Annotated in this window: 16 protein-coding genes; 3 read left to right on the plus strand and 13 right to left on the minus strand. The window is 50.9% G+C overall.

Annotated elements, in window-relative coordinates; all coding sequences use genetic code 11:
- Positions 1 to 395: 395 nt before the first annotated feature.
- Together MHI42_RS06815 and MHI42_RS06820 are read left to right on the plus strand one after the other, a co-directional pair.
- Positions 396 to 1,478 (plus strand): nucleotidyltransferase domain-containing protein, encoded by a 1,083-nt coding sequence (locus MHI42_RS06815; RefSeq protein WP_342423250.1) that lies wholly within the window; start codon positions 396 to 398, stop codon positions 1,476 to 1,478.
- Between the two features lie 46 nt (positions 1,479 to 1,524).
- The gene (locus tag MHI42_RS06820; protein WP_342423251.1) at positions 1,525 to 2,280 is read left to right on the plus strand and encodes a creatininase family protein; all 756 of its coding nucleotides are present in this window, start codon (positions 1,525 to 1,527) and stop codon (positions 2,278 to 2,280) included.
- Between the two features lie 158 nt (positions 2,281 to 2,438).
- On the opposite strand, the gene MHI42_RS06825 is transcribed toward MHI42_RS06820, so the two are convergent.
- The 4 genes from MHI42_RS06825 to MHI42_RS06840 form a co-directional block, all read right to left on the minus strand.
- Entirely contained in the window at positions 2,439 to 4,145 is a 1,707-nt protein-coding gene (locus MHI42_RS06825) for a HAMP domain-containing methyl-accepting chemotaxis protein (protein WP_342423252.1), read from the minus strand.
- A 516-nt stretch (positions 4,146 to 4,661) separates the two neighbouring features.
- Positions 4,662 to 5,360 (minus strand): cyclic nucleotide-binding domain-containing protein, encoded by a 699-nt coding sequence (locus MHI42_RS06830; protein ID WP_342423253.1) that lies wholly within the window; start codon positions 5,358 to 5,360, stop codon positions 4,662 to 4,664.
- Between the two features lie 81 nt (positions 5,361 to 5,441).
- A complete protein-coding gene (locus MHI42_RS06835; protein ID WP_171719767.1) occupies positions 5,442 to 5,975 on the minus strand; it encodes a hypothetical protein in 534 nt (177 codons plus the stop codon).
- A 1-nt stretch (position 5,976) separates the two neighbouring features.
- Positions 5,977 to 7,509 carry a DUF4173 domain-containing protein gene (locus tag MHI42_RS06840; protein ID WP_171719766.1) on the minus strand — a complete coding sequence of 511 codons (1,533 nt, stop codon included), beginning with the start codon at positions 7,507 to 7,509 and terminating at the stop codon, positions 5,977 to 5,979.
- 113 nt (positions 7,510 to 7,622) lie between these two features.
- Here MHI42_RS06840 and MHI42_RS06845 point away from each other — a divergent pair, with 113 nt between their 5' ends.
- A complete protein-coding gene (locus MHI42_RS06845; RefSeq protein WP_342423254.1) occupies positions 7,623 to 9,299 on the plus strand; it encodes an ABC transporter substrate-binding protein in 1,677 nt (558 codons plus the stop codon).
- Between the two features lie 116 nt (positions 9,300 to 9,415).
- Here MHI42_RS06845 and MHI42_RS06850 read toward each other — a convergent pair whose 3' ends face one another.
- The 9 genes from MHI42_RS06850 to MHI42_RS06890 all read right to left on the minus strand — a co-directional run bounded on the left by MHI42_RS06850 (position 9,416) and on the right by MHI42_RS06890 (position 20,808).
- Entirely contained in the window at positions 9,416 to 9,907 is a 492-nt protein-coding gene (locus MHI42_RS06850; RefSeq protein WP_342423255.1) for a DinB family protein, read from the minus strand.
- A 63-nt stretch (positions 9,908 to 9,970) separates the two neighbouring features.
- Entirely contained in the window at positions 9,971 to 11,047 is a 1,077-nt protein-coding gene (locus tag MHI42_RS06855) for a DUF1835 domain-containing protein (RefSeq protein WP_342423256.1), read from the minus strand.
- A gap of 24 nt (positions 11,048 to 11,071) precedes the next feature.
- Positions 11,072 to 11,899 (minus strand): stalk domain-containing protein, encoded by an 828-nt coding sequence (locus MHI42_RS06860; protein ID WP_342423257.1) that lies wholly within the window; start codon positions 11,897 to 11,899, stop codon positions 11,072 to 11,074.
- Between the two features lie 752 nt (positions 11,900 to 12,651).
- On the minus strand, positions 12,652 to 13,476 hold the full coding sequence (locus MHI42_RS06865; RefSeq protein WP_042136184.1) for a carbohydrate ABC transporter permease: 825 nt from the start codon (positions 13,474 to 13,476) through the stop codon (positions 12,652 to 12,654).
- On the minus strand, positions 13,469 to 14,365 hold the full coding sequence (locus MHI42_RS06870; protein ID WP_342423258.1) for a sugar ABC transporter permease: 897 nt from the start codon (positions 14,363 to 14,365) through the stop codon (positions 13,469 to 13,471). Before MHI42_RS06870 ends, MHI42_RS06865 begins: the two co-directional genes overlap by 8 nt.
- A gap of 209 nt (positions 14,366 to 14,574) precedes the next feature.
- A complete protein-coding gene (locus MHI42_RS06875) occupies positions 14,575 to 15,915 on the minus strand; it encodes an extracellular solute-binding protein (RefSeq protein ID WP_171719760.1) in 1,341 nt (446 codons plus the stop codon).
- A 187-nt stretch (positions 15,916 to 16,102) separates the two neighbouring features.
- Complete coding sequence (locus MHI42_RS06880) at positions 16,103 to 17,884, minus strand: sensor histidine kinase (RefSeq protein ID WP_342423259.1); 1,782 nt, start codon at positions 17,882 to 17,884, stop codon at positions 16,103 to 16,105.
- A 5-nt stretch (positions 17,885 to 17,889) separates the two neighbouring features.
- Positions 17,890 to 19,506 carry a response regulator transcription factor gene (locus MHI42_RS06885; protein WP_342423260.1) on the minus strand — a complete coding sequence of 539 codons (1,617 nt, stop codon included), beginning with the start codon at positions 19,504 to 19,506 and terminating at the stop codon, positions 17,890 to 17,892.
- A 435-nt stretch (positions 19,507 to 19,941) separates the two neighbouring features.
- Positions 19,942 to 20,808 (minus strand): alpha/beta hydrolase, encoded by an 867-nt coding sequence (locus MHI42_RS06890; protein ID WP_342423261.1) that lies wholly within the window; start codon positions 20,806 to 20,808, stop codon positions 19,942 to 19,944.
- Positions 20,809 to 20,811 lie beyond the last annotated feature (3 nt).

Raw genomic sequence — 20,811 nt, forward strand, 5'->3', positions numbered from 1 at the left:
CTTTCAAAAATGCCCCTTCCCCTTATCCTTATACTCCTCGCCTCCTTGATTCCCCCTGCCTTCCTGCTGTCCTGAAGATAATATTGCAATCAGCCAGATCAGCCCTCTCCGCCAGCGCAAGTGAAACGGACCGGACCCGGAGACCGGCTATGAACTAACTAATTATGGTAATAATATAAGATATCACTAGGTTTAGGTCGATGGCGTATTCTATGATTAGTGTGTGCATAAATACGGATTTCATATTTTTATGCAGCACTCCTGAGCGGAGCAGCAGCACTCGATTCCACTGAACAACACCGGGAGAGTTTAAACTTAACTAAAGTCGGCATACCCCCGCAGGCAAGATGCCTATACAATGAATACACAAGGCGCGGGTGAAGGGGGAAATACATATGAATAAAGCTGACCAACAGGAACTATTCCTTAAAAACGAGAAACTCATTAACATGGTGATTGAGCGGGCCAAGCGGGATTATCCGGAGGAGATTGCAATGATCGGGCTTACGGGCTCTTTTCGTACCGGAGATTTCCATGACAAAAGCGATCTGGATCTAATTATCATCAATAACAACCATGAGGGCTGGGGCATCTCTTCCTGCTTCATACTGGGGGATGTCGGATACGATATCTATTGCACTCCATGGGAGACCCGGATTGAAGAGCAGGCTGCGCTTGAGAGTCCGATGACCTCCAGTCTGATAGATTTGCAGGTGCTCTATTGTGCCAAACCGGAATATATGGAGAAATTCAATGCGTACAGACAGAGGGCGCTGGACACTTTAGCTAAGCCTATCGGGAGCGAATGCATCGGCAGAGCGAAGAAGCGGATCGACAGTGCCAAGCAGGAGTATGCGAATACCATGCTTGCTGAGGATCTCGGAACCGTCAGGCTGGATTCATGCGAGGTGGTCTACAATCTGGTCTATGCACTGACAAATTTGAATAATACGTATTTTAAAAGAGGGCTTAAGCGATATCTGGAGGAAATTGCCGCCTACCATTATATTCCTGAGGATTTTGAAACGATATATATGGATGTGATTCATGCCAAGACTATGGATGACATACGAAGCACCACCTATACCCTTCTAAGAAGCATCCATGATCTGTACAATACTCTATATCAAAAATATGTAGTCCAGCCTGTAGCGGCCTACGATAATCTGGCGGGCACCTATGAGGAGCTATGGTGTAATTACCGCCATAAGGTTATTGTAAGCGCCGAAATGAAAGACAAATCCTATGCCTTCTATACCGCAATGGGGGCACAGCAGTTCCTGGATGAAATGACAGAGTCGCGGGGAACCCGGAGGTTTGATCTGCTGCAACACTTCGATGCGGATCAGCTTGATGGATTTAAGGAGCAGTTCCTGCTGGCGATGGATGAATATCTGGAAGAATATAACCGGACAGGCCGTTCAGTCGAACGTTATGATACTTTTGAGGAGCTGTATAGACAATATATGAAGGTTTAGGTAATTCTACGGGATAATTAATTGACCAGATGATCAGGAGGTTATTATGCTTAGTTATAAAAATACAACGACCGAAGTTGCAGCCAGCGGAATTGATACTGTTATTATCTCCGTTGGTGCAACCGAGCAATTCGGACCCTTTCTTCCCATGCATTTGGATACATTAATTGCAGAGTTGTATGCTGAATCCTATGGAAAAGCATTAAATGCCTACGTTCTGCCTACCCTCCCGTTTAACACTTCAGAAGAGCATGCCAACTGTAAGGGAACGGTAACGGTCAGCCCGAATATTTTAACTGCAATGTTAGAAGATATTATTATGAATTTAGCAAGACAGGGATTTACCAAGTTCGTAGTTTGCAATGGACATGGTGGAGCGTACTGGGAAGCGGCCTTTGTTAAGCATATCAATTACAAGTACCCCGAGCTTCTGTTGATTGCCCCGAATCACAACACTCCTCATGCCTGGACAGAAGCAGCGACGCAAGCCGGTCTGGAAGGTTTAGATGAGATGCATGCCGGGTTATTGTCGGTGTGCACCGCCATGTGGTTATGCCCTGAACGGGTTCAGACGAAGTCTATGGGCTCCAATATCCCTGCCGAGAACCGGTTGTATGCAGATTATATGGGATGGGACAAGCTTACCGAAGATGGCTGCTGGGGGAAATTTGAAGAAGGCAGCTACACCGATCAAGAATTAAGTGAGAAAGGCAGGCTGTTCTGGGAGACGTTCATTCATATACGGACTGAAGGGTTACTTCAGATTCTTGAGGAAGCTTACCTGAGAAAGATGGCGAAATAGTATATTCGTCCATCGGGCATGAATGATTATGAATGCTTCTACCCGCTGAATGCAAAGACCCCCGCCGTTTCCGGCGAGGGTCTATGTTATATTCTCTGGGAGAGAATTCTCTATTATTCTGCACGATCAAGCTGAAAATAAGCTGAAGACCGGTTAATCTACACGTTGAAACGTGCCACGAGACCCTGCAAACCTTGCGCCAGCATACTCAGCGCGCTGGCAGATGAAGCAATTTGTTCTACCGAAGCCATCTGCTCCTGCGAGGCAGCGGATACCTGCTGCGTATTCGCCGCAGTGGTCTCCGAGATCTGCGTAACCGTGCGGATGGAGTCTACGATTTCCTCCGTTGCCGCCGTGATTTCTTCCACGGCTCCGGATACCTCCTGAACCTGTCCGGCCAGCGAATCAATCGAGCTGCGGATTTCATGGAAGGAATGTCCGGCCTCTTCAATGATATTAGTTCCGCTTTGCACTTCGTTCATGCTGTTCATCATCACCTTCACGGCATGGTCGGCATCGGACTGGATTCCGGCAGCCATCTCTGCAATCAGATTGGCGGATTCAGCTGACTGTTCGGCTAGTCTGCGTACCTGATCGGCCACTACCGCAAATCCTCTGCCCTGCTCTCCGGCCCGCGCCGCTTCGATCGTCGCATTCAGCGCCAGCATATTCGTCTCCGAGGCAATCCCCTTGATCACTCCGACAATGCTGCCAATTTCCTGTGACCGCTTCACGAAGCCCATGACCTGCTGCGAGAGGGACTGAATGGATTCGTTGATGGAATCCATCTGACGGCCGGCGGATTGCAGTGATCGATCTCCGGCAACCGCATATTCGGCAGAGCGCAGCGAGGCTTCCGAAATATCCTGTACACTGGCAGCAATCTGCTGAATCCCGGCTGACATTTCAATAATCGTGTTCATGTTGGTCTGCAGATCATTCATCTGCCGGCCCGTGCCGGTGGCAACTTCGCCCATAATCCCGGCGATCTTCTCAGTCGCTTCAGCAGTCATCCCGCTATCAGCGGTCAGCTTGACCGAAGAAGCGGCGAGGCCGCTGGCAGAAGCATTCACCTGGCCGATCATCGCTGCCAGATTATCAGTCATTTTATTGAAATTCAGGGCCAGATCACCGATCTCATCCTTCGTCCGCACACTCAGCTTGCGGGTCAGATCGGCATCGCCGTCTGCAATCTCTTTGAGCTGCTTGTTCACATCACTCAGTGGCTTCAGAATCCGTGCCGACATCACGAACGCGATCAGCACAGCCAGCAGGACAGATAATCCCGTGACTCCCATACTCGTAACCATAGACGAGCTGCGGTGGGTAGCCGCCTGACTCTGCTCCTTCGCAATTTCTTCATGCAGCATATTCTCAAATACAAGCTGTGAATCGATAATGGTATCCAGAGAGAGCGTCGTAAACGACTTTTGGGCTTCCGGGAAATTCCCGTCTTTGGCTAAGGCAAAAGCTTCCTCCAGCACGGCAAGATAATTGCCCCATTCACTCTCCAGATTCGTAATTCCCGCAAGCTCAGCTTCGTTCAGGCCCGCACCCTTCAGTTCTTCAGCCGCCGCCGTAATCTGCGGGATCATCGCTTCATAAGCAGTCAGGTTGGCCGTTCTTTCCTCATCCGTATTGCTCATGACATACCTCGCCGCCAGCCCATCTGCTGTACGGATATCATCGGTTAACCCCTGCACCAGTGACAGCTTGCTGTAATTACGGTTGATCTGCTCCGTAAGCATGGTTACCTTCCCCTGAAATAATGTGCTGCCCGCGATTGCGATAATGAACACGATAATAACGGCGGCGAAGCCGGACATGATTTTGGCACGTATCCCTCTAAGTCTATTGAACATCATGAACTCCTCCACTCCATATGTAAGCTATACTGCATAACCCCTGCCCTTAGGGGCTTGTACACTATGTATCCTGCGTATATCCACCTGCATGCACGCTCCATGCGTCTGGCGCTGGCCCGTCCCTCCTCAAGCGTGTTGCTAATCTTTTCCTCATGCCTGTATCTTACGTTCCAATCCTTAAACCAATCTGAAATGGAGCTGAGCATTCGCTGAAACATGCAGGCAAGGCTGTAAGAATGATGAATTACAGTAACATACCTTCATGGCAGCACATTGTATTCGGTTTTTCGCATACATTCGGCCCGGCTCCGTGGGTTTCAGTGGGATTCCTGATGCAAGTACATAAACACCATATTTTCAAAGACAACACAAAAAAACCGCCCCCCCGGCCAAAGGCAGGAGATGACGGTTTTCTGGAATAGTACTCTATGCGTTAAACTTCTATAGCTATGTAAGTAGGCTGCTGTCATTCACCCAGGTTCACTCAGTCTCACTAGAGTTCACTTTCACTTAGGTTCATTCATACAAATTCCCGTTCGCCAGCATGGCCAGCCTCTCTTCATCCAGCACGATCAGCCGGCCGCGCCTGCGTTCAATGATCCCTTCTTCGATCAGGCGGCGCACCACCCGGTTCAGATGCCGGTAGCTTGTCCCCAGCAAATCGGCAGTCTCTGTCAGGCTGGAGGTACGGATCTCCTCCACGCGCTGAGCGCCGGTGTTGTCCGAGAAGAGTGACATCAGGTAGCTGGCGAAGCGGTTCTCCACCGGATACAGCACATTCATGGCCGAGGTCTGGCCCAGCGTATACAGCTTATGGCTCAGCTCCCCGACGAGGAAGCGCAGCAGCGCCGTATTGTCTTCGAACTCTTTTAGCAGCAGCTTTCTTCCGGCCACCAGCAGCAGGCTGTCCCCCACCGATACCACCTCATTCTTGACCGGATACTGGCGCAGCAGCTCCACATCCCCGATCACCGACATCGGCCTGGCGAACCGGACCAGCATTGATTTGCCGTTAGGCAGCAGCGTATGAATCTTCAGCTTGCCCTGCACCAGAATGAACATGCTCTCCAGCCGGTCGCCCACCGAACACACTGCGTTCCCGTCGCTGTAGCGCCGAAGCTCCATTTGGGCAATTGCGCCGCTGCTGAACATTGCCGTAAGATTATTCTGCTCCGCAAGACTGCGTACCGCCTCCGGATTTACTATCGAATTCATGCCGTTCTTCCTCTCCCGCCGTGTAAAGTCAATCTTATGTTCAAACTGTACCACAGCTCCAGGGCAAAGGGCTAACCGGCGTTACTTCATATCGGCGTCGTCCAGGCGGATTTCAGCTACAGTTGCATCCGGAGAACACCAGAATTCCAAAGTTACCCCTTGTTTATGATCAATGTATCCGATAATATCTGCGGTCTGCTCATTGCTTTTGTAATATTTGCTTCCATACAGGTCAAGCACACTTTGTTTGGTGTCTCCCAGTCCGATGCCTAAGGCTGTATGGAGCGGATCATCCGAACGGTTATTATCCGTGGCGGTGATCATGATCCGCTTAATCAGACCGCCGTCAGGGCCGGAATGGACAGAGGCAGTGACAAGACCGTCCTCCCAATGGTAGTAATCATACAGCTCATTATCCTCTTTACTTAACGGGCTGCCTAACTGCTTAAGCAGGTGACTGTCATTAATATTGTCATGCAGGTTCACACCGCCGATCGCTTCGCGGGCAAGGTCTGTGGAAGGCGTCAGCTTTTCGGAATATGCCGAGAATTGATAGACACCGAAACCCGCAATGATCACCGCAATCAGAATAAATACTATCCGTTTTATCCCCATATTAGTGTGCAACGCCCTTCTCAAAATATTGTTCCAGTTCCCTACGCTCCTGGAACTTGGCTAGATTGAAGGATGGCCAGCTCTTCAGCGGCTCTGACCGGTCAGACAAACGGCTGTGCAGCGCTTCGTCAAGAATACCTTTCTCCTGCTTGCTGAACTCAATCAGCTCCGGAACCACATCCGCGGACAGTCCGGCCAGATAATTGGCATCCAGGGTGCCGCTTGCGGCGTACCGCTGAATATTTTGCCTGGCGATAATATGATCCATCCCGATATAGTTCATCAGCACATAAGACAGCAAACCGAGCACGATGTAACACTTAAGCAATGGGAATTCTGCCCGGCTGATCCGTACCGCAGCCAGAACAAGCAGCAGCCCGAGGAAGATCATGAAGGCATGCACCAGGAAGCGGATATAGGTATAGCCATACGCTTCTTCATACAATGTCAGCCGTGAGTAGGCAGAGTAGAGCATAACCATCGAGCACAGAACCAGAATATAGAGCAGAATCTGAATTACCCGCTTTAGCCCGCCGCCTGCTTTGCGCACCGCCAGCAAGGAGAGCAGCAGAATAGCGAAATTGATCGCTGTCACCAGAATCAGCTCAAAGAATCCGCTCCGTGCATAATCCGCATAGGTCTTGTCATCCGGCAGAATGCCTTCCCAGGCTCCGAACAAATACGAGAATTGCACGCTCACAAACAGCATGTATACGGCATTGATCACCGCCAGAACCGTAGTAATGATGATCGGATCATCAACGCCGATGCTTTCCTCCTCCGGTTCATTCACATCCTGCTCTGTCAGAGTATCCAGCCCTCCAGGCGGATAGGTCCGGATATAGGACTTACTGTCAATGAATCCCCACACAAAGCCGAACATCCCGAGGCCAAGCAGGATAATCCACAACGCCCTGCTGATCCATTCGCCAAAGGAGATATTGTCAAAGTAACCCGGGAGCTCTGACAGCAGCCGGTTGAATACCCCATCCGCCGTGGAGAGAAGCGAGGTGACGATCAGCAGCAGCGGAACGGAAATCAGCAGCCCGATTACTATACGGATCAGAACCTGCTTGCGTGCATTAGACACCCCGCCCTGGTTACGGCGTAACAGCTTCACCGCTGTGTTCCAGTGGCGCAGGCTCTGGGGGAAGAAATGCTCCAAAGCCGCTCCGATCAGCCCGAAGCCGCTCCAGGAGGGCAGGCGGTAACTGAACATATAAGTCATATGTAATAGAATCAGCGCCGGAATGACAAGAAAATTCAGCCCGAAGAAAAACCAGTTGCCAAACAGTGCGTACGTCAGCGACAAAAGGAAGACTGAACCCGTCCACATATAGCTGAACCAGTTGTGCTTACGCAGCTTCTCCTTGCCGAAATAGAACATAAAGGCGTAGAACAGCACTACAAAAATAGGGTAAGAGATTCCGGGCATCTTGCCGTAGAACAGGAACTGATGCACAAGCGCAAGCAGAAACGCGGCCAACAAAACAACGCGCGCAAACCCCGGTTTGGATACGGTTTGATTGTCCATGGTAAATTCCTCCATCTTTTTACTTTCCTACCCTGATTCTAGCTGATAAAATAAGAAGAAAAAGAGAAATATATTATTATTAATTTCCTATTTTGTGAAAGGAGAGCTTATAGATGAAGCTGCACAGTCAATTTCTGAAGCTGCATTCGCATCATGGAGGCCCGGCAGAGGTCCTTGTTACCCTCGATGAGCTGGCCTTGACCCTTGGCTGTACCCACCGCAACGCACTGCATGTGATCCGCAAAATGGTAGAAATGAACTGGATCACCTGGACGCCCAGCCGTGGACGGGGGCGGCGCTCCAAGCTGGTGTTCCTCGCAGCCTCCGAGGATATTGCTCTGGAATCCATGATGCAGGCCATCAGCAGCAAGGATATCAGCAGCGCTCTGGAGGGAATCCGCGGGCATACCCGCACCTCCGCCCTGCAGGATACACTCCAGGGCTGGCTGCTGGCTTACTTCGGACATCATGCCGAGATGCAGAGTGACAAGCGGATTGATACGCTGCGGCTGCCGGTCACGCAGCAGCTTCATACCTTCGATCCGCTGTATATGAATCTGCTGGCAGAGTCTTTTGTTTCCAGCCATGTCTTCGACGGTCTGGTCGGTCGCAGCGGCGAACGCGGCAAAGTGATCCCCGGTCTGGCCCATGCCTGGGAGACCGACGAAGCCCGTACCGCGTGGACCTTCCATCTGCGCAAAGAAGTCCTGTTCCATCACGGCAAGGTACTGACCGCCGAGGACGTAGTCTACTCGTTTGAACGGATGATGTCTACGTCACAGCGGACGCTATACAGCTATATTTTCAAGGAAATCCAGGAAGTCAAAGCACTGAATGCCTCCACCGTCCGCATTCTGCTGAAGAAGCCGAACGAGCTCTTCCTGCCGTTCCTCTGCACCAGCCGGGCGGCGATCGTCCCCCGTGACCTGCAGTCAATAGGTGAGAATATATTTGGACGAAGACCTGCGGGAACGGGGCCTTTCAAGGTAGTGGAGATGAGCGAGGATACTTGCGTGCTGGAGGTATTTCCTTATTATTTTCAGGGGCGGGCCCATCTGGATCGTGTGGAAATCATCTATGTACCTTGGGGGCTTGCGCCGGGACCCTCCGAGACGGGTTCGGGCTTCCATGTCATTCCGAATCCGCAGGCAGCGGGTACCGGCTCCCTGAGCAAGATTCATTCCGAATCCTCGGTACGCAAATTCGTCACCTGCAACACCAAAAAAAAGGGACCGCTAAGCGATCCCCTTCTCCGAGCCGATATTCTGTCCTGTCTGCATGAAGCTCCCCGTGAACCTTTCACGCATTCAGCCGGTCTTCCGGCGGCAGCACTGCAGATTGCCACCATTCCGCAGTATGCCGGGGACGCTGAATACATTGCAGCAAGGCTGAAGCAGCACGGATATGCCTGTAAGGTGGTCTCCGTATCCCCGGAGGAATTCAAGGGACCGATCCGCCTGCAATCGGATCTGATTGTCTTCTCTCTGCTCCGTGATCAGGATGAACAGCTGCGGCTGTACGATCTGTATCTGACACTCTCGCAGCATATTGAGCCGCGCACCCGCGCCGATATTGAAGGCAGGCTGCATATGATCTCCCGGGAGCCTGACGCCGCTGCCCGGACAGAGGGCTTCAGGATTATCGAGGACAGCCTGACCCGGGATCATCAGCTGCACATCCTGTACGAGAAGCCTGCCGAGACGGCTTATCTGCCCTCTGTCAGAGGTGTTACCTTCAACAGCCAGGGCTGGGTGGATCTGCGTCACCTTTGGTTTCCGCCGGAGCTGTAAAGCTAATCTAAGCTTCGCCCGCCTTGGATGCGGCCTTTTCAACACTCAGATTTGTATCTTGTTCATGCCTGCTGGCATTGTAAAATACAAACCTGAAAGAGGACTGAAAGTACCCTTTATTCTCCGCCGGGCAAACTGCCTGCAAGCCCTCTGCCCACCAGATTGGCGGATACCGGCTTCCTGCCCAGCTCCCTGGACCATACAGAGAGCTGGCCGGAATGATGAATCTCATGAGCGATAATATGGCGCATAATCTCACCCCAGGCATCCTCAATGACCCGTCCATCCGCCCGCTCATCCTTCAGTATGTTCTGCTCCAGCCCCTCATGCCACGCCAGCACGAACTGCTCTACCTCCGGCCGGAACCTCGCATCCAGCTCCCTGATCTTCTGCAGAGTGTTATATTCCGGGAAATCTGCCCGAAAATCAGGCTTACCCTCCATATCCCGGATCCAGCTCAATTCCACATCGATAATATGAACCAGCGTCTTCAGGATTCCGCCCATTCCGCCAGTCCGTTCCTTCAGCAGTTCTTCCTCCGGCAGCTCCTCACACCATTTGTACCATTCCTCGCGGACCATCCAGTTATAACGGAATAATGTTTGCATAGGCTGCCTCCTGAATTGTAATGTAATTTTTAACTTCCGGCATTCAACGTTCTGTTTCCCTGCTCAGTTTGCTTTGCGTCTGACACTGTAGAATCTCAGCGCTGTCGGAACGCCCTTAATCTCCAGGATACCGCTATAGATCAGTTCTCTCACCCTATATTCGAAAAAAGCGTCCCCGATATATTGGTCGCAATATCCCAGCGCCTCTCCGACTAACCGGGCTGATTTCAGGAATCCGTCATCTCCGGAAGGCGGCTTCAGATAGTCCAGCTTCTCCAGCAGGTAGCTGTCATAATAATCAGCCGGAACCTCAAGCACAGCATCCTCTTGCCATATCCGCAATACCTGGGACTGTTCTGAGATGTTCTGCCACTCCAGGTCCAGCCGCGTGATATCCGCAGCAGTAAGCTTGTTGCCGTCCTGAATGCGCAGCAGCGCCTCCCGAAGCTTATCGGCCGGAATCTCACCGGAACTACGGTATTTGATGGAGGCATCCGGAGTGTTGTACAGCTCTTCACAAGTTGCACAGGCATCACATACCACAATCCCGCTCTGTCTGCTCCCCAGCAGATGAACAGCAAGACGCAGCCCGGTCTGCTCATTAGCATTACCGCTGGTCCAGATCACGACCTCGGCCTGTCCGGAAATCTGCACAAGCTTGTCCATAAGCTCCGTATACATTTCTTCGCACTCATCAGAAGCGGTAGTGTATCCTACGATATTCTGGAGGAACCAGTTACTCCGGGCCTTCCTTCCCTCCAGTGAATCCAGCTGAACCAGCGGACCTATGGCATAATTCTCCCGCAGTGTAACAAGCTTGTGCGAGTCTGTCCAGCCTAGCCCTGTCAACGCTTGCTTCATGCCTCCGGCGAAGGAATCACCGCACACGATATGCACATGCGTGCAATCCGGTGAGGGGTCCCAGAATTCCCGCTTTTTGGGAGTATCCATCAGACTGGTGTAGTATCCCAGCAGGCTGCCAACCGGTCCCGCGATATGTTCATCAAGCGGTGCTTCAAGCCGCTCACTCTGTTCCTTTAACCGCTTGATCTGCGCCAGAATCCGCATGAAATACAAGTGTACTTCATCTTCCTTCAAGCCGCTAACAGCGTTTACGATTTCCTGCATATCTTTCATCATCTGATTCCACCTTTGTTCAGGTAATTATATGGGGGAGCGGTCAAGCAGCCTCCCTTTGACAAGCAAATAAAGCGGGGGATAGGGCGATTGCTTCTGAGTGGTAACCAAGGTGAACCCGTCCTTCCCGACAGCCGGTCTGTCCCGTTTCTGCACCGGGAACTGGACCGAATCTTTAAACACCACATATGCTGCCACATCCGATGCTCCTGCCGGAATATCATTTCCGGTTATATTCTGCGACTTGACAGTAAAGCTGCCCTTTGCCGCGTCATACGTGTACGAGACAGGACGGAAAGCCTCATTGCTGATAATCGCCCCCGGCGGTGCTCCAAAGGCGCTTCTCTCCAAATCCTCTATCGCTAATTTAATAATATCCGTCTGCATCAGAGTGTCCCCTGTCATTGTATAGAGATGATTACTCTGATCCCATTTACTCACGATGCCCAAACTGCCCGCCAGCACACTGACCGGGATGAACATCGAATTTTGCTCCAATACCGGAATCGTATCCATGAAGCGGGCAACCCCGTTAACCGAAACGGACTTCGACCTAATCGTGAACATAACCGTTACATCATCCATCCGGATTGTAGCCGTTTTACTTTTGGCATCGTAGCTGACCTTCGCCCCAAGCAACTCGCTGATCGAGCGCAATGGAATCATCATTCGTCCCTGTGAATCCACATAAGGCGCCTTCGGTGCCGTATAGAGCACATAATAATCGTTAATCTTGAGCAGCACCGGATATTCCTTGGCTGCGGCCTGCACCTTCCCCGCACTAACCCCTATTAATAACGCCAAGCTCATTCCCGCTGCCAGCAGTCCCGCCAGTAACTTCTTTGTCTGCTTCATAGTATAAATCATCCTCTCATTCTGCTCCGTTTGAAATAATGTAGCGCTCCCGCTACTGCGTTTCTTGGTCAATCGCCTGTTGAGGGTTGCCGTGACCCGATTATGGTACATCCTCCGTTACGCTTAACTGCACTTTGTACAACTAAAACGTCTGATTTACAACCAATTACCTGTTTAGTTGTATTTCGTACAACTAAAGAGTCCATATATATAGATTCTCACCCATTCAAGCAAATTTAGTTGTACAGACTACAGTTAAAAGAGGCGAGTCTACCTTTTCGCTGTTTTTAAGTGTACAGAATACAACTATTGCTGAATTCCGCTTGGAGCTGAATACATCAATTGCTGCATGGTTGAACGAACACCGCTCCAGCCGCCACATTCGGGATGAATGTCCGCAGTTAAGCAACTCATCTTATCCCTCTCCTTCCCCCTAATTTAACCCTCGTCTAGTAAAATAAGCAAGCGAAAGAGGCAAGCAGCATCCATTCTGCTGCTTGCCTCTTTCGCTGATCACTTGCCCTTCCTTGCCCACACCCCATCAATCAATTGAACTTGAATCTTTCCCAATTGGGAAGAGTGGCGGAAGAGATGTTTGGAACTGTAGGAGCGGTAGCGTCCGCCTTTAGATTTGAATTTCTACCGCAACCAATGCGGCTTAAATCAGGAAATTCAAATATAACAGCGGCCGGAAGTCCAAACTATCTCTGCAGCCAAGACTACTCCCAATAATAGGAAGCTTCTATTTCAATTTATTTCACCGACCCGATCATCCCAGCCACAAACTGCTTCTGCATCACAAAGAACACCAGCGCAGTCGGGATCGTGCCGATCACAATCGCGATCATAATCATGCCGTAGTCCGGGGCGTAGCCCGAGCCCAGAGTAGAGATCAGGAGCGGCATCGTCTTCGTCTGAGGGGTCTGCAGCACGATCAGCGGCCAGAGATAATTGTTCCAGCTCGACATGAATGTGATGATTGCCCCGGCGGCATAAGTGGTTTTCATGGTCGGAAGATAGATGCGCAGGAAGATGCCCAGCTCGCTGAGACCATCCATCCGTCCAGCCTCCAGCAGCTCCTTCGGGAACATCTTCGTGCTCTGCCGGAAGAAGAAGATCAGGAATGCCGTCGTGACCGTAGGCAGGATGACCGAAGTCATTGTATCAATGCCCATCCACGGGAACACATTGGAGATTTTGCCGAACATCCGGTACAGCGGAATCATCAGCGCGGCGAACGGAATCATCATCGACAGCAGCAGGATGTTGAACACAATATCCTTCGAGCGGCTGCGGAAGACTTCGAAGCCGTAACCGGCCAGCGAGGCAATCAGCAGCGCCAGCAGGGTGGTGGTGATCGAGATTTTAGCGGAATTGATCAGGGATAACTGCAGATCTGTGGTGTCCAGCAGCTTCTGGAAATTATCCAGCAGATGTGTACCGGGCAGCAGCCTCCCGCGGGTGACGTCAACCGACTTGTTCGTGGAGCTGACCACCATCCATAAGAACGGAAAGATCGAGACAATGGCCGCGATGCTGAGGAACAGATACATGAAGAAACGTTTGCTCTTAGCCATTTTTATCACCTGCCACTTTGAACTGGATGACCGACAGCAGCGCAATCATAATCACGATGGAATACGATACGGTAGCTGCATAACCGAAGTCTGCTGAATATTTGAACGACAAATTATAAATGTACTGGGAGATCGTCTGCGTCGCATTCCCCGGGCCGCCCTTCGTAATATTCATGACCTCATCGAACAGCTGCAGGGTACCGATGGTGGATGTGATCGAGGTAAACAGGATGATCGGCTTCAGCAGCGGGACAGTAATTCCGAAGAACTGCCGTGACGCCGAAGCCCCATCAATTCTGGCGGCCTCGTAGATGGAATTGTCAATATTTTGCAGGGCGGACAGATAAAAAATCATATTGTAGCCCGTCCAGCGCCACGTGATCGCGATAATAATCGCAATTTTGGCCCAGAACGGATCAGTGATCCACTCAATCGGGGCACTGACCAGATGAAGCTTCAGCAGCATGGTATTCACCAGTCCATTGCCGGCGAACAAATATTTGAACACTACGGAATAGGCAACCAGCGAAGTTACACAGGGCAGGAAGATCGCCGTCCGGAAAAAGCCCTTAAATTTCAGCTTGCTGTCATTCAGCAACACCGAGATGAACAACGCCAGTACAATCATCAGCGGCACTTGTACCAGCAGATAAATGAAGGTGTTCTTAACGGACGTAATGAAGGTTTTGTCAGACAGCAGCCGTGAATAGTTGTCGAATCCGGTGAAAGTAAGATTGCTGCCCGTTCCTGTCTGGAACGACAGAATCAGCGCCTGGAGCATCGGGTAGAAATAGAAGACGAAGATCAGAATGACCGCGAGCAGGACGAAGGACCATCCGGTCAATACGCTTTTGGTACGGATACTCACGCTCGAATTTGTTTTTTTCACATCGGCCCAGCCCCTTCATGGTATTCAAGTAGAAACGGCTTTGCCGTCCTTTTTTAGGACGGTACCGTTTCAGCGAGAAAGATAAGGATAATTTATGCGCGGAGCATATAAATTCTTATCTTTTAAAATAAACCCCGGACGCTGCCCGCCCTCCTGAAAGCCCGGGAGCCGCAGGCCACGCCCAAGGTTTACCTGTGTGTCAGATTCAGCTATTTAATCTGTGATTCGGCCTGGGCCTGGGCATCGCTCAGCACACTGTCAATGTCCTTGCCGTTCAGATAGTTCTGCATTTCAACAATAAGGATGTCTTCGATAGCGTAGGTATTGATACCGTAATTAACACTTGGAATCTGCTCTGTCCAGGCGGCGAAATCCGATACAACCTTCTGGCCGCCGAAGAACTCATTGGCCTGGCCGTAAGCCTCTCCGCCCGCAGCCGCTTTGAACGTACCGATAACACCGATATCCGTGAGCAGCTTCTGGTACATTTCCACATTGGAGCCGAAGGTCTTCGCCATGAAGTCTGCTGCCGTTTCCTTGCCGTCCACATTCATCACATACCATGAGCTGCCGCCGAGATTCGAGGCATGAACCGACTCATTCGCGGTCAGCTTCGGAAGCGGTGCGATGGCCCACTTGCCGGATTGCGATGCTTCAGCCGTGATTGAAGGCGTGATCCAGTTGCCTGTAGGCACCGAAGCCACATCACCGCTATTCAGCGCTGCAACGAATTGGCTCCAGTCGGCATGCACATTCGCCACATTGGAATCTGTCAGCCCTTTATAGATTTCAAAAGCTTCCTTCAGCGGAGCATTGCCGGCAATATTCGGCGTCTTGCCGTCTTCCTTCAGATACCATTCACCGGCGGATTGAATCATCATCCGGATCAGCCCAAGGTCGTTCGGGTCCAGTGTAATCAGCGCCTTGCCGGTCTTCTCTTTCACAGCTTTGCCGATTTCAATATATTTGTTCCAGTCAATATCCTGCAGATCGGCCAGCTTATAGCCTGCCTGCTCCAGATAATCGGTTCTGACATAGAGTCCGGTTACGCCGGAGTCAAAAGGAATGCCGTACTGCTTGCCGTCCAGGCTGGTTGGTCCTGCCTTATAATCAGCGAAGTCGGAGCCTTTAATCGAGCTGCTGAGATCATAGAAGGAATCCTTATAGGATTGCAGGAAGCTCTGGGAGCGGTAATCCTCGATCAGCACGATATTCGGCAACCCTTTGGTTGTACCGGAGTTAAGGCCTGTATTCAGCTTCTGGATAATATCATTCTGTGCGTACTCTACAATGTTAATTTTGACATCAGGGTTAGTTTTGGCATATTCCGCTTTGGCTACTTCCAGCGCGGCAATATTGAATGCAGGGTCCCAGGCCCAAATTGTAATTTCTTTCGCCTGAGCAGGTTCTGTCGTTGCCGGATTCCCCGCCGTCCCGGTGTCCGCAGCTGCATTACCTGTGTTCTTAGAGCCGGAGTTAGAGTTCGAATTGGAGCTGCAGGCAGTAAGCATAAGCAGGCAAATCAGCAATAACGCAATGCCTTTTTTCATTTGTAATCCTCCCCTTTGATGCGCTTTTATGAGTTCAGCTTCAATGTAAGCGCTTATTTATTACATAAGTAATCTTATCATCCGCGAAAGAGGACCCGTTAGAACTTACTTTATAGGGATTTGTCATTTTATCGCCTAATTGTAAGCGTTACCTTTTTGCCGTTTGTTCTTTTTTTGGATATTGGTATTATTTTTGTCCCGGGATCAGCGGCAGGCGGATTTTAATGGCTGTCCCCTCACCAGGTACGCTTTTAATAGTAATCCCGTACTCTTCGCCATACATCAGCACCAGCCGGTCATGCACATTCCTGATCCCAATCCCGGTGAACAGCTGGCGCTTGCTTGCAGGCCCGGACATGGGGAGATCGGCTTCAACGGTGTCCATACCGTCTCCGTTATCGACAACCTCGCAGAGCAGGGATCCGGCATCCTGGGAGATGAGGATATGGATATATCCGCCGCTTTTCTTCGTAAACGCATGAAAAAAAGCATTCTCAATAAACGGCTGAATGATCAGCTTCGGCAGATGGAAGTCCATACAGTCCGGTGAGATGAAGAAATTCACTCTGATCCGTTCCCCGTAGCGCACATGGTTGATAAACACATAGGACTTCAGATTCTCCAGCTCCTGGGTCACGGTGATGCTCTCACTGACGTTACTCAGCGCATTCTGCAGCATCGAGATCAGGGCATGAATCGTATGAACCGCCTTCTCTTGGCTGCCCTGCTGCACCAGGAAGTTGACCGAGGCCAGCGTATTATACAGAAAATGCGGGTTAATCTGATGCTGCAGGGCCGCCAGCTCGGCATTCCGCTGCTCCTTCTGCGTCTCGACCAGCTTCTCCACATACTCATTCAGCTCATCAAGCATATAGTTATAGGCATGTCCCAGCTCCTGAAATTCAAAGCTTCCGGTTACCGTGATGTAATTATGGAAGTTCCGCTGGGTGATTTTGGACATCTGCCGGGTAAGCAGGGTCAGCGACCGGGTCAGCCTTCTGAAGATCAGAAACACCACGATCAGGGCTACGATTACGATGGCGGAGCAGATCAGCACCACCATTTTACCGTTGACCATCTGGCCTAGAGCCGTCTTTTTATCAATCAGATTCACAATATAGAAATCATAGGAAGACAGATAATCTGCAATCAGAATGGAATCCGTACCGCGGAAATCAACATTTTTGTAATCCAGCTGCTTCTCTTCGATCTCCCTGGCAAACTGCAGTAAATCCTCCGCCTGCTGGCCCATCAGATCACTGCGGTTGCTGGAGACTATGACTCCATCCCTGTTCAGAATCGCCACATCGTTCCCCGTGCTGACAAAGCTTGCATAGAAGGGGCGGAAATCCTGCTCATGAATGGTAAAATACAAGGTTCCGTAAATATCGCCCGTTGTGCGTTCCATGAGTGCTTTGCTGGCTACGATCACAGCCTCTTTCTGCGGGGAATCCTTACTGCTCTCCTCATAGAACTGGTACATCAGCCGTTTCGGCTCAGCCAGTGTATTCCTGGTCAGCTCATGCTGCTGCAGCTCCTGGTCACTCATCAGCAGATTGTTCGTATTGGTGGAATAGCTGCGTCCGTTTTTGCCCATGATTTTGATCCCGACCTGGTAGGAGTCCAGAGTAGACTGGATCTTCTTCATCTGCGTGGTCATATTGTAATAGGTCCGCAGCACCCGCAGGGAATTCGAGTCCTCTTCCGTCAGGAAGCTCTTAATGGTGCCGCTCAGCTGTGTGTTGTTGGTGGCGGTAACGATCGAATAATGAAAGGATTCGAAGCTCGCCTTAATCTGGCTGATCACCTTGGTATTCGTAATGCTGAAGGTGTTCATGAACAGCTTCTCCGACATACGGACGGTGGTCCATGAAGAAGCGATGGCTACAGCAATAATGCTGACCAGCATCACGATGAATATTTTGATGAACAGGCTGTGGAATTTGAAGCGATCCCAATATCTGCGCATAGGCTCTACTCCTGTCCGTAATGCTGACGTCTGTAGCCGCTCGGGGACAAGCCGGTGTATTTCTTGAACACCTTGCAAAAATAGCTGTGATCGCCATATCCGACCATGCTGCTAATCTCGGAAATCGGCGCCTCGCCTGCCCGCAGCAATTCTGCCGCCTTGCCCGTACGGATCGTATTGAGATGCTCCTTGAAGCCCTCCTGGTTATACGTCGTGAACAGACTGGACAGGTAAGAAGGGTTGAAATGGAAATGACGGGCCAGCTCCGTAAGACTCAGCGGCTCCGCGTAATGCTCCTCCATGTACTGGAGCAGCTTGGTCATATTGGCGTTACTGCCCGGGGTCAGTGCTGCCGATGAAGTCAATTCCATGACCCGGGCGAGAAAATGATCCAGAACCTGCACGGCCTCATCCGCAGAGCCTGCCTCATCTATGGCCCGGAACAGCCCGTATTTCCCTTCCTCCAGCTCTCCCAGATGGCTGAACTGATTCGTCACATTGAAGATAATATTGCCGAGGAAGGACTTGAACTGAAACACATCCCCATCATATTGCCGGCTTAGCGCATCGACATGCTGATGCAGATCGCCGAACGCCTCCTCCAGCTGCTGGCGCTTCAGCTGCTCCGTGAACTGGGTCAGGTTGAATTTCGGCAGCTGTGCTTCCCTCTGCGGCAGCTCATCGTGGACCAGCAGTACCTGATCCGGCAAAAAGAAGCGGTACTGCCGCAGCTTAAGAACACTCTCCTGATAGACCGCTGCCACCTCGCTAAGCGAACCGAAAGCCCGGCTCAGGGTCATGCGCAGCTCAGGCTCTTGTCCGGCCAAGGCGTGGGCCAGCATATTCACAACCTGCAAGAGCGCCGGCCACTGCTCTTCCTGCAGGTTGACCAGGAGCAGTGCCGCATTCGGCTCACCGCCAGGGATGATGCACTGCACCAGTCCTGGAACAGTCCGTTCCAGTTCCCCGGTTACAGCTGCGGTGATGGCTGCCAATGCGTCTGCGTCATTGTCTGCGTTATCGGCACCAGCGGTGGCTGCATTGCTGTCAGCACCGGTAACACCGGCTGGTCCGGTCTCCCAGCCGAGGAAGCTGAAGCAGTCCTGCGGAAGCTGCCGCTTCACGAACTCCTCGCCTTCAGGCTGCAGCCGGTAGCCTGAGATCATCCGGCTGAGCAGGGCATCCAGCCGCTGGGGTGCCGCTTCCGGCTGAACTCCAGCCGAGGAAGCGCCCAGTCCCGGGATACGTTCCCGGGTCTTCTGTAGCACCTGCAGCAGCGACCCGGCTTCCAGCTTCGGCTTCAGAATATAATCGGCTACCCCATTCTGGAAGGTGGAGCGCACATAATGGAACTCGCTGAAGCTGCTCAGCACGATTACCTCTGTAGCCGGATAATCCCGCTTCACTAGGCGTGTTAATTCCTCGCCGTCCATCACCGGCATCACAATATCGGTAATGATGATATGCGGCTGCAGGGTCTGCAGCGAATTCAGCGCTTCCTGCCCGTTGGCCGCTTCACCTACAATCTGAAATCCTTCGCGTTCCCAGTCCAGGACATACTTAATCCCCTGCCGGACCAGAATTTCATCGTCCACAATCAGCACTTTGCATATTTGATTCACAGTTGTCCCCCGCCTTCTGTAGTCATGACCACTGGTCCGCCACTCATGAAGGGATTATAAAGCGCTGTCATCGGGATGGTCAAACGGTAATTTTGGGGGGAGAGGTGATAAAGCGCTCTGGAGAAGAATATTAAGGCTACTACGGGGGATGAAATCTAGTACAAAGTATAGCTTAGCGGGATAATTGTATTTCATACAGTTAAAAACGAGGCAAAGCCGGATTTTCCAAGTTTAACTGTATTCAGTACAACTAAAAATAAGAAAAGTGCTCCCTAAGAGAATAAGCAGGTTTTTAGTTGTAGAGAATGCAACTAAATTACATTTGGAACCCCAATCCTTCTTTTTAGTTGTATCAAATACAATTAAAGCTGGAACGTGGATGTCCCAGCTTTACTGAATAATCCATTTATGACTGATTCGAAGGCTTCATCTAATCTAAGTCAGAGATGTAGTTCTGAGGATCTCAACAATTGAATCAACAACAATCTGCGGGTTCTCAATATGTATGTTATGTCCGCTGCCCGATGCTTCAACCAGCTTCCCGTTGACTGACCAGTTCGTCAGATCATTTGCCGCTTCCAGGAGCTTCGCTCTGATTATTCTCTTCGTATCTTCTGAAGTCCCGGGATAGAATTCATTGACTACACCTGATTTGATGACAATCAAGGGAATATCTGTTGCGGGCAACTCCCTGACTTTCCGGTAACCATCCTGCACATTGGAGAATTCACTATGCATGGCCGCAATAGTCTTTTTCTGAAACGATGTCTTCCATAAAAGCGTCCGGGTCTGCTTTGAAAAAGGGCTAATGGTTGCAGAGAACCCGGGGAACTTTTTGAAACTCGAAAGAATCTTCAATACTCCGATCTTAGACAGTACTTTTAATACAGAATAGAACTTAACAGCCATAAGCTGTCCCTTAACATGTTCTTCCGGAAAACGGTCTGTTATTTCATCTTCATGCATGGAATCAACCAGCACAACCCCTGCCACGAGCTGCGGATATTTCCCGGTAAACAGTCTTACATTTAATCCTCCGTAGGAATGACCCACAAAAATATAAGGCCCCTCAACTCCAGCCTGCAGCAGCAGCTCATAAAGCTCTGATATACACTGCTCATTGCTACGCGGGAACGGCCCTGGCTCACTCCATCCGTAACCTGCGCGATCATATTCGATGACTTGTGTAACCTTGGCAATTTCGGGGGCTACAAGCGACCATAACAAGGCAGATGAACCACAGCCATGCTCAAATACTACGGGGGGCAGGCCCTTATTGTTACCTTCGATAATGTTATGCAATTT

The sequence above is a fragment of the Paenibacillus sp. FSL E2-0178 genome, assembly GCF_038593005.1.
In the GTDB taxonomy this organism is placed as follows: domain Bacteria; phylum Bacillota; class Bacilli; order Paenibacillales; family Paenibacillaceae; genus Paenibacillus_AQ; species Paenibacillus_AQ phytohabitans.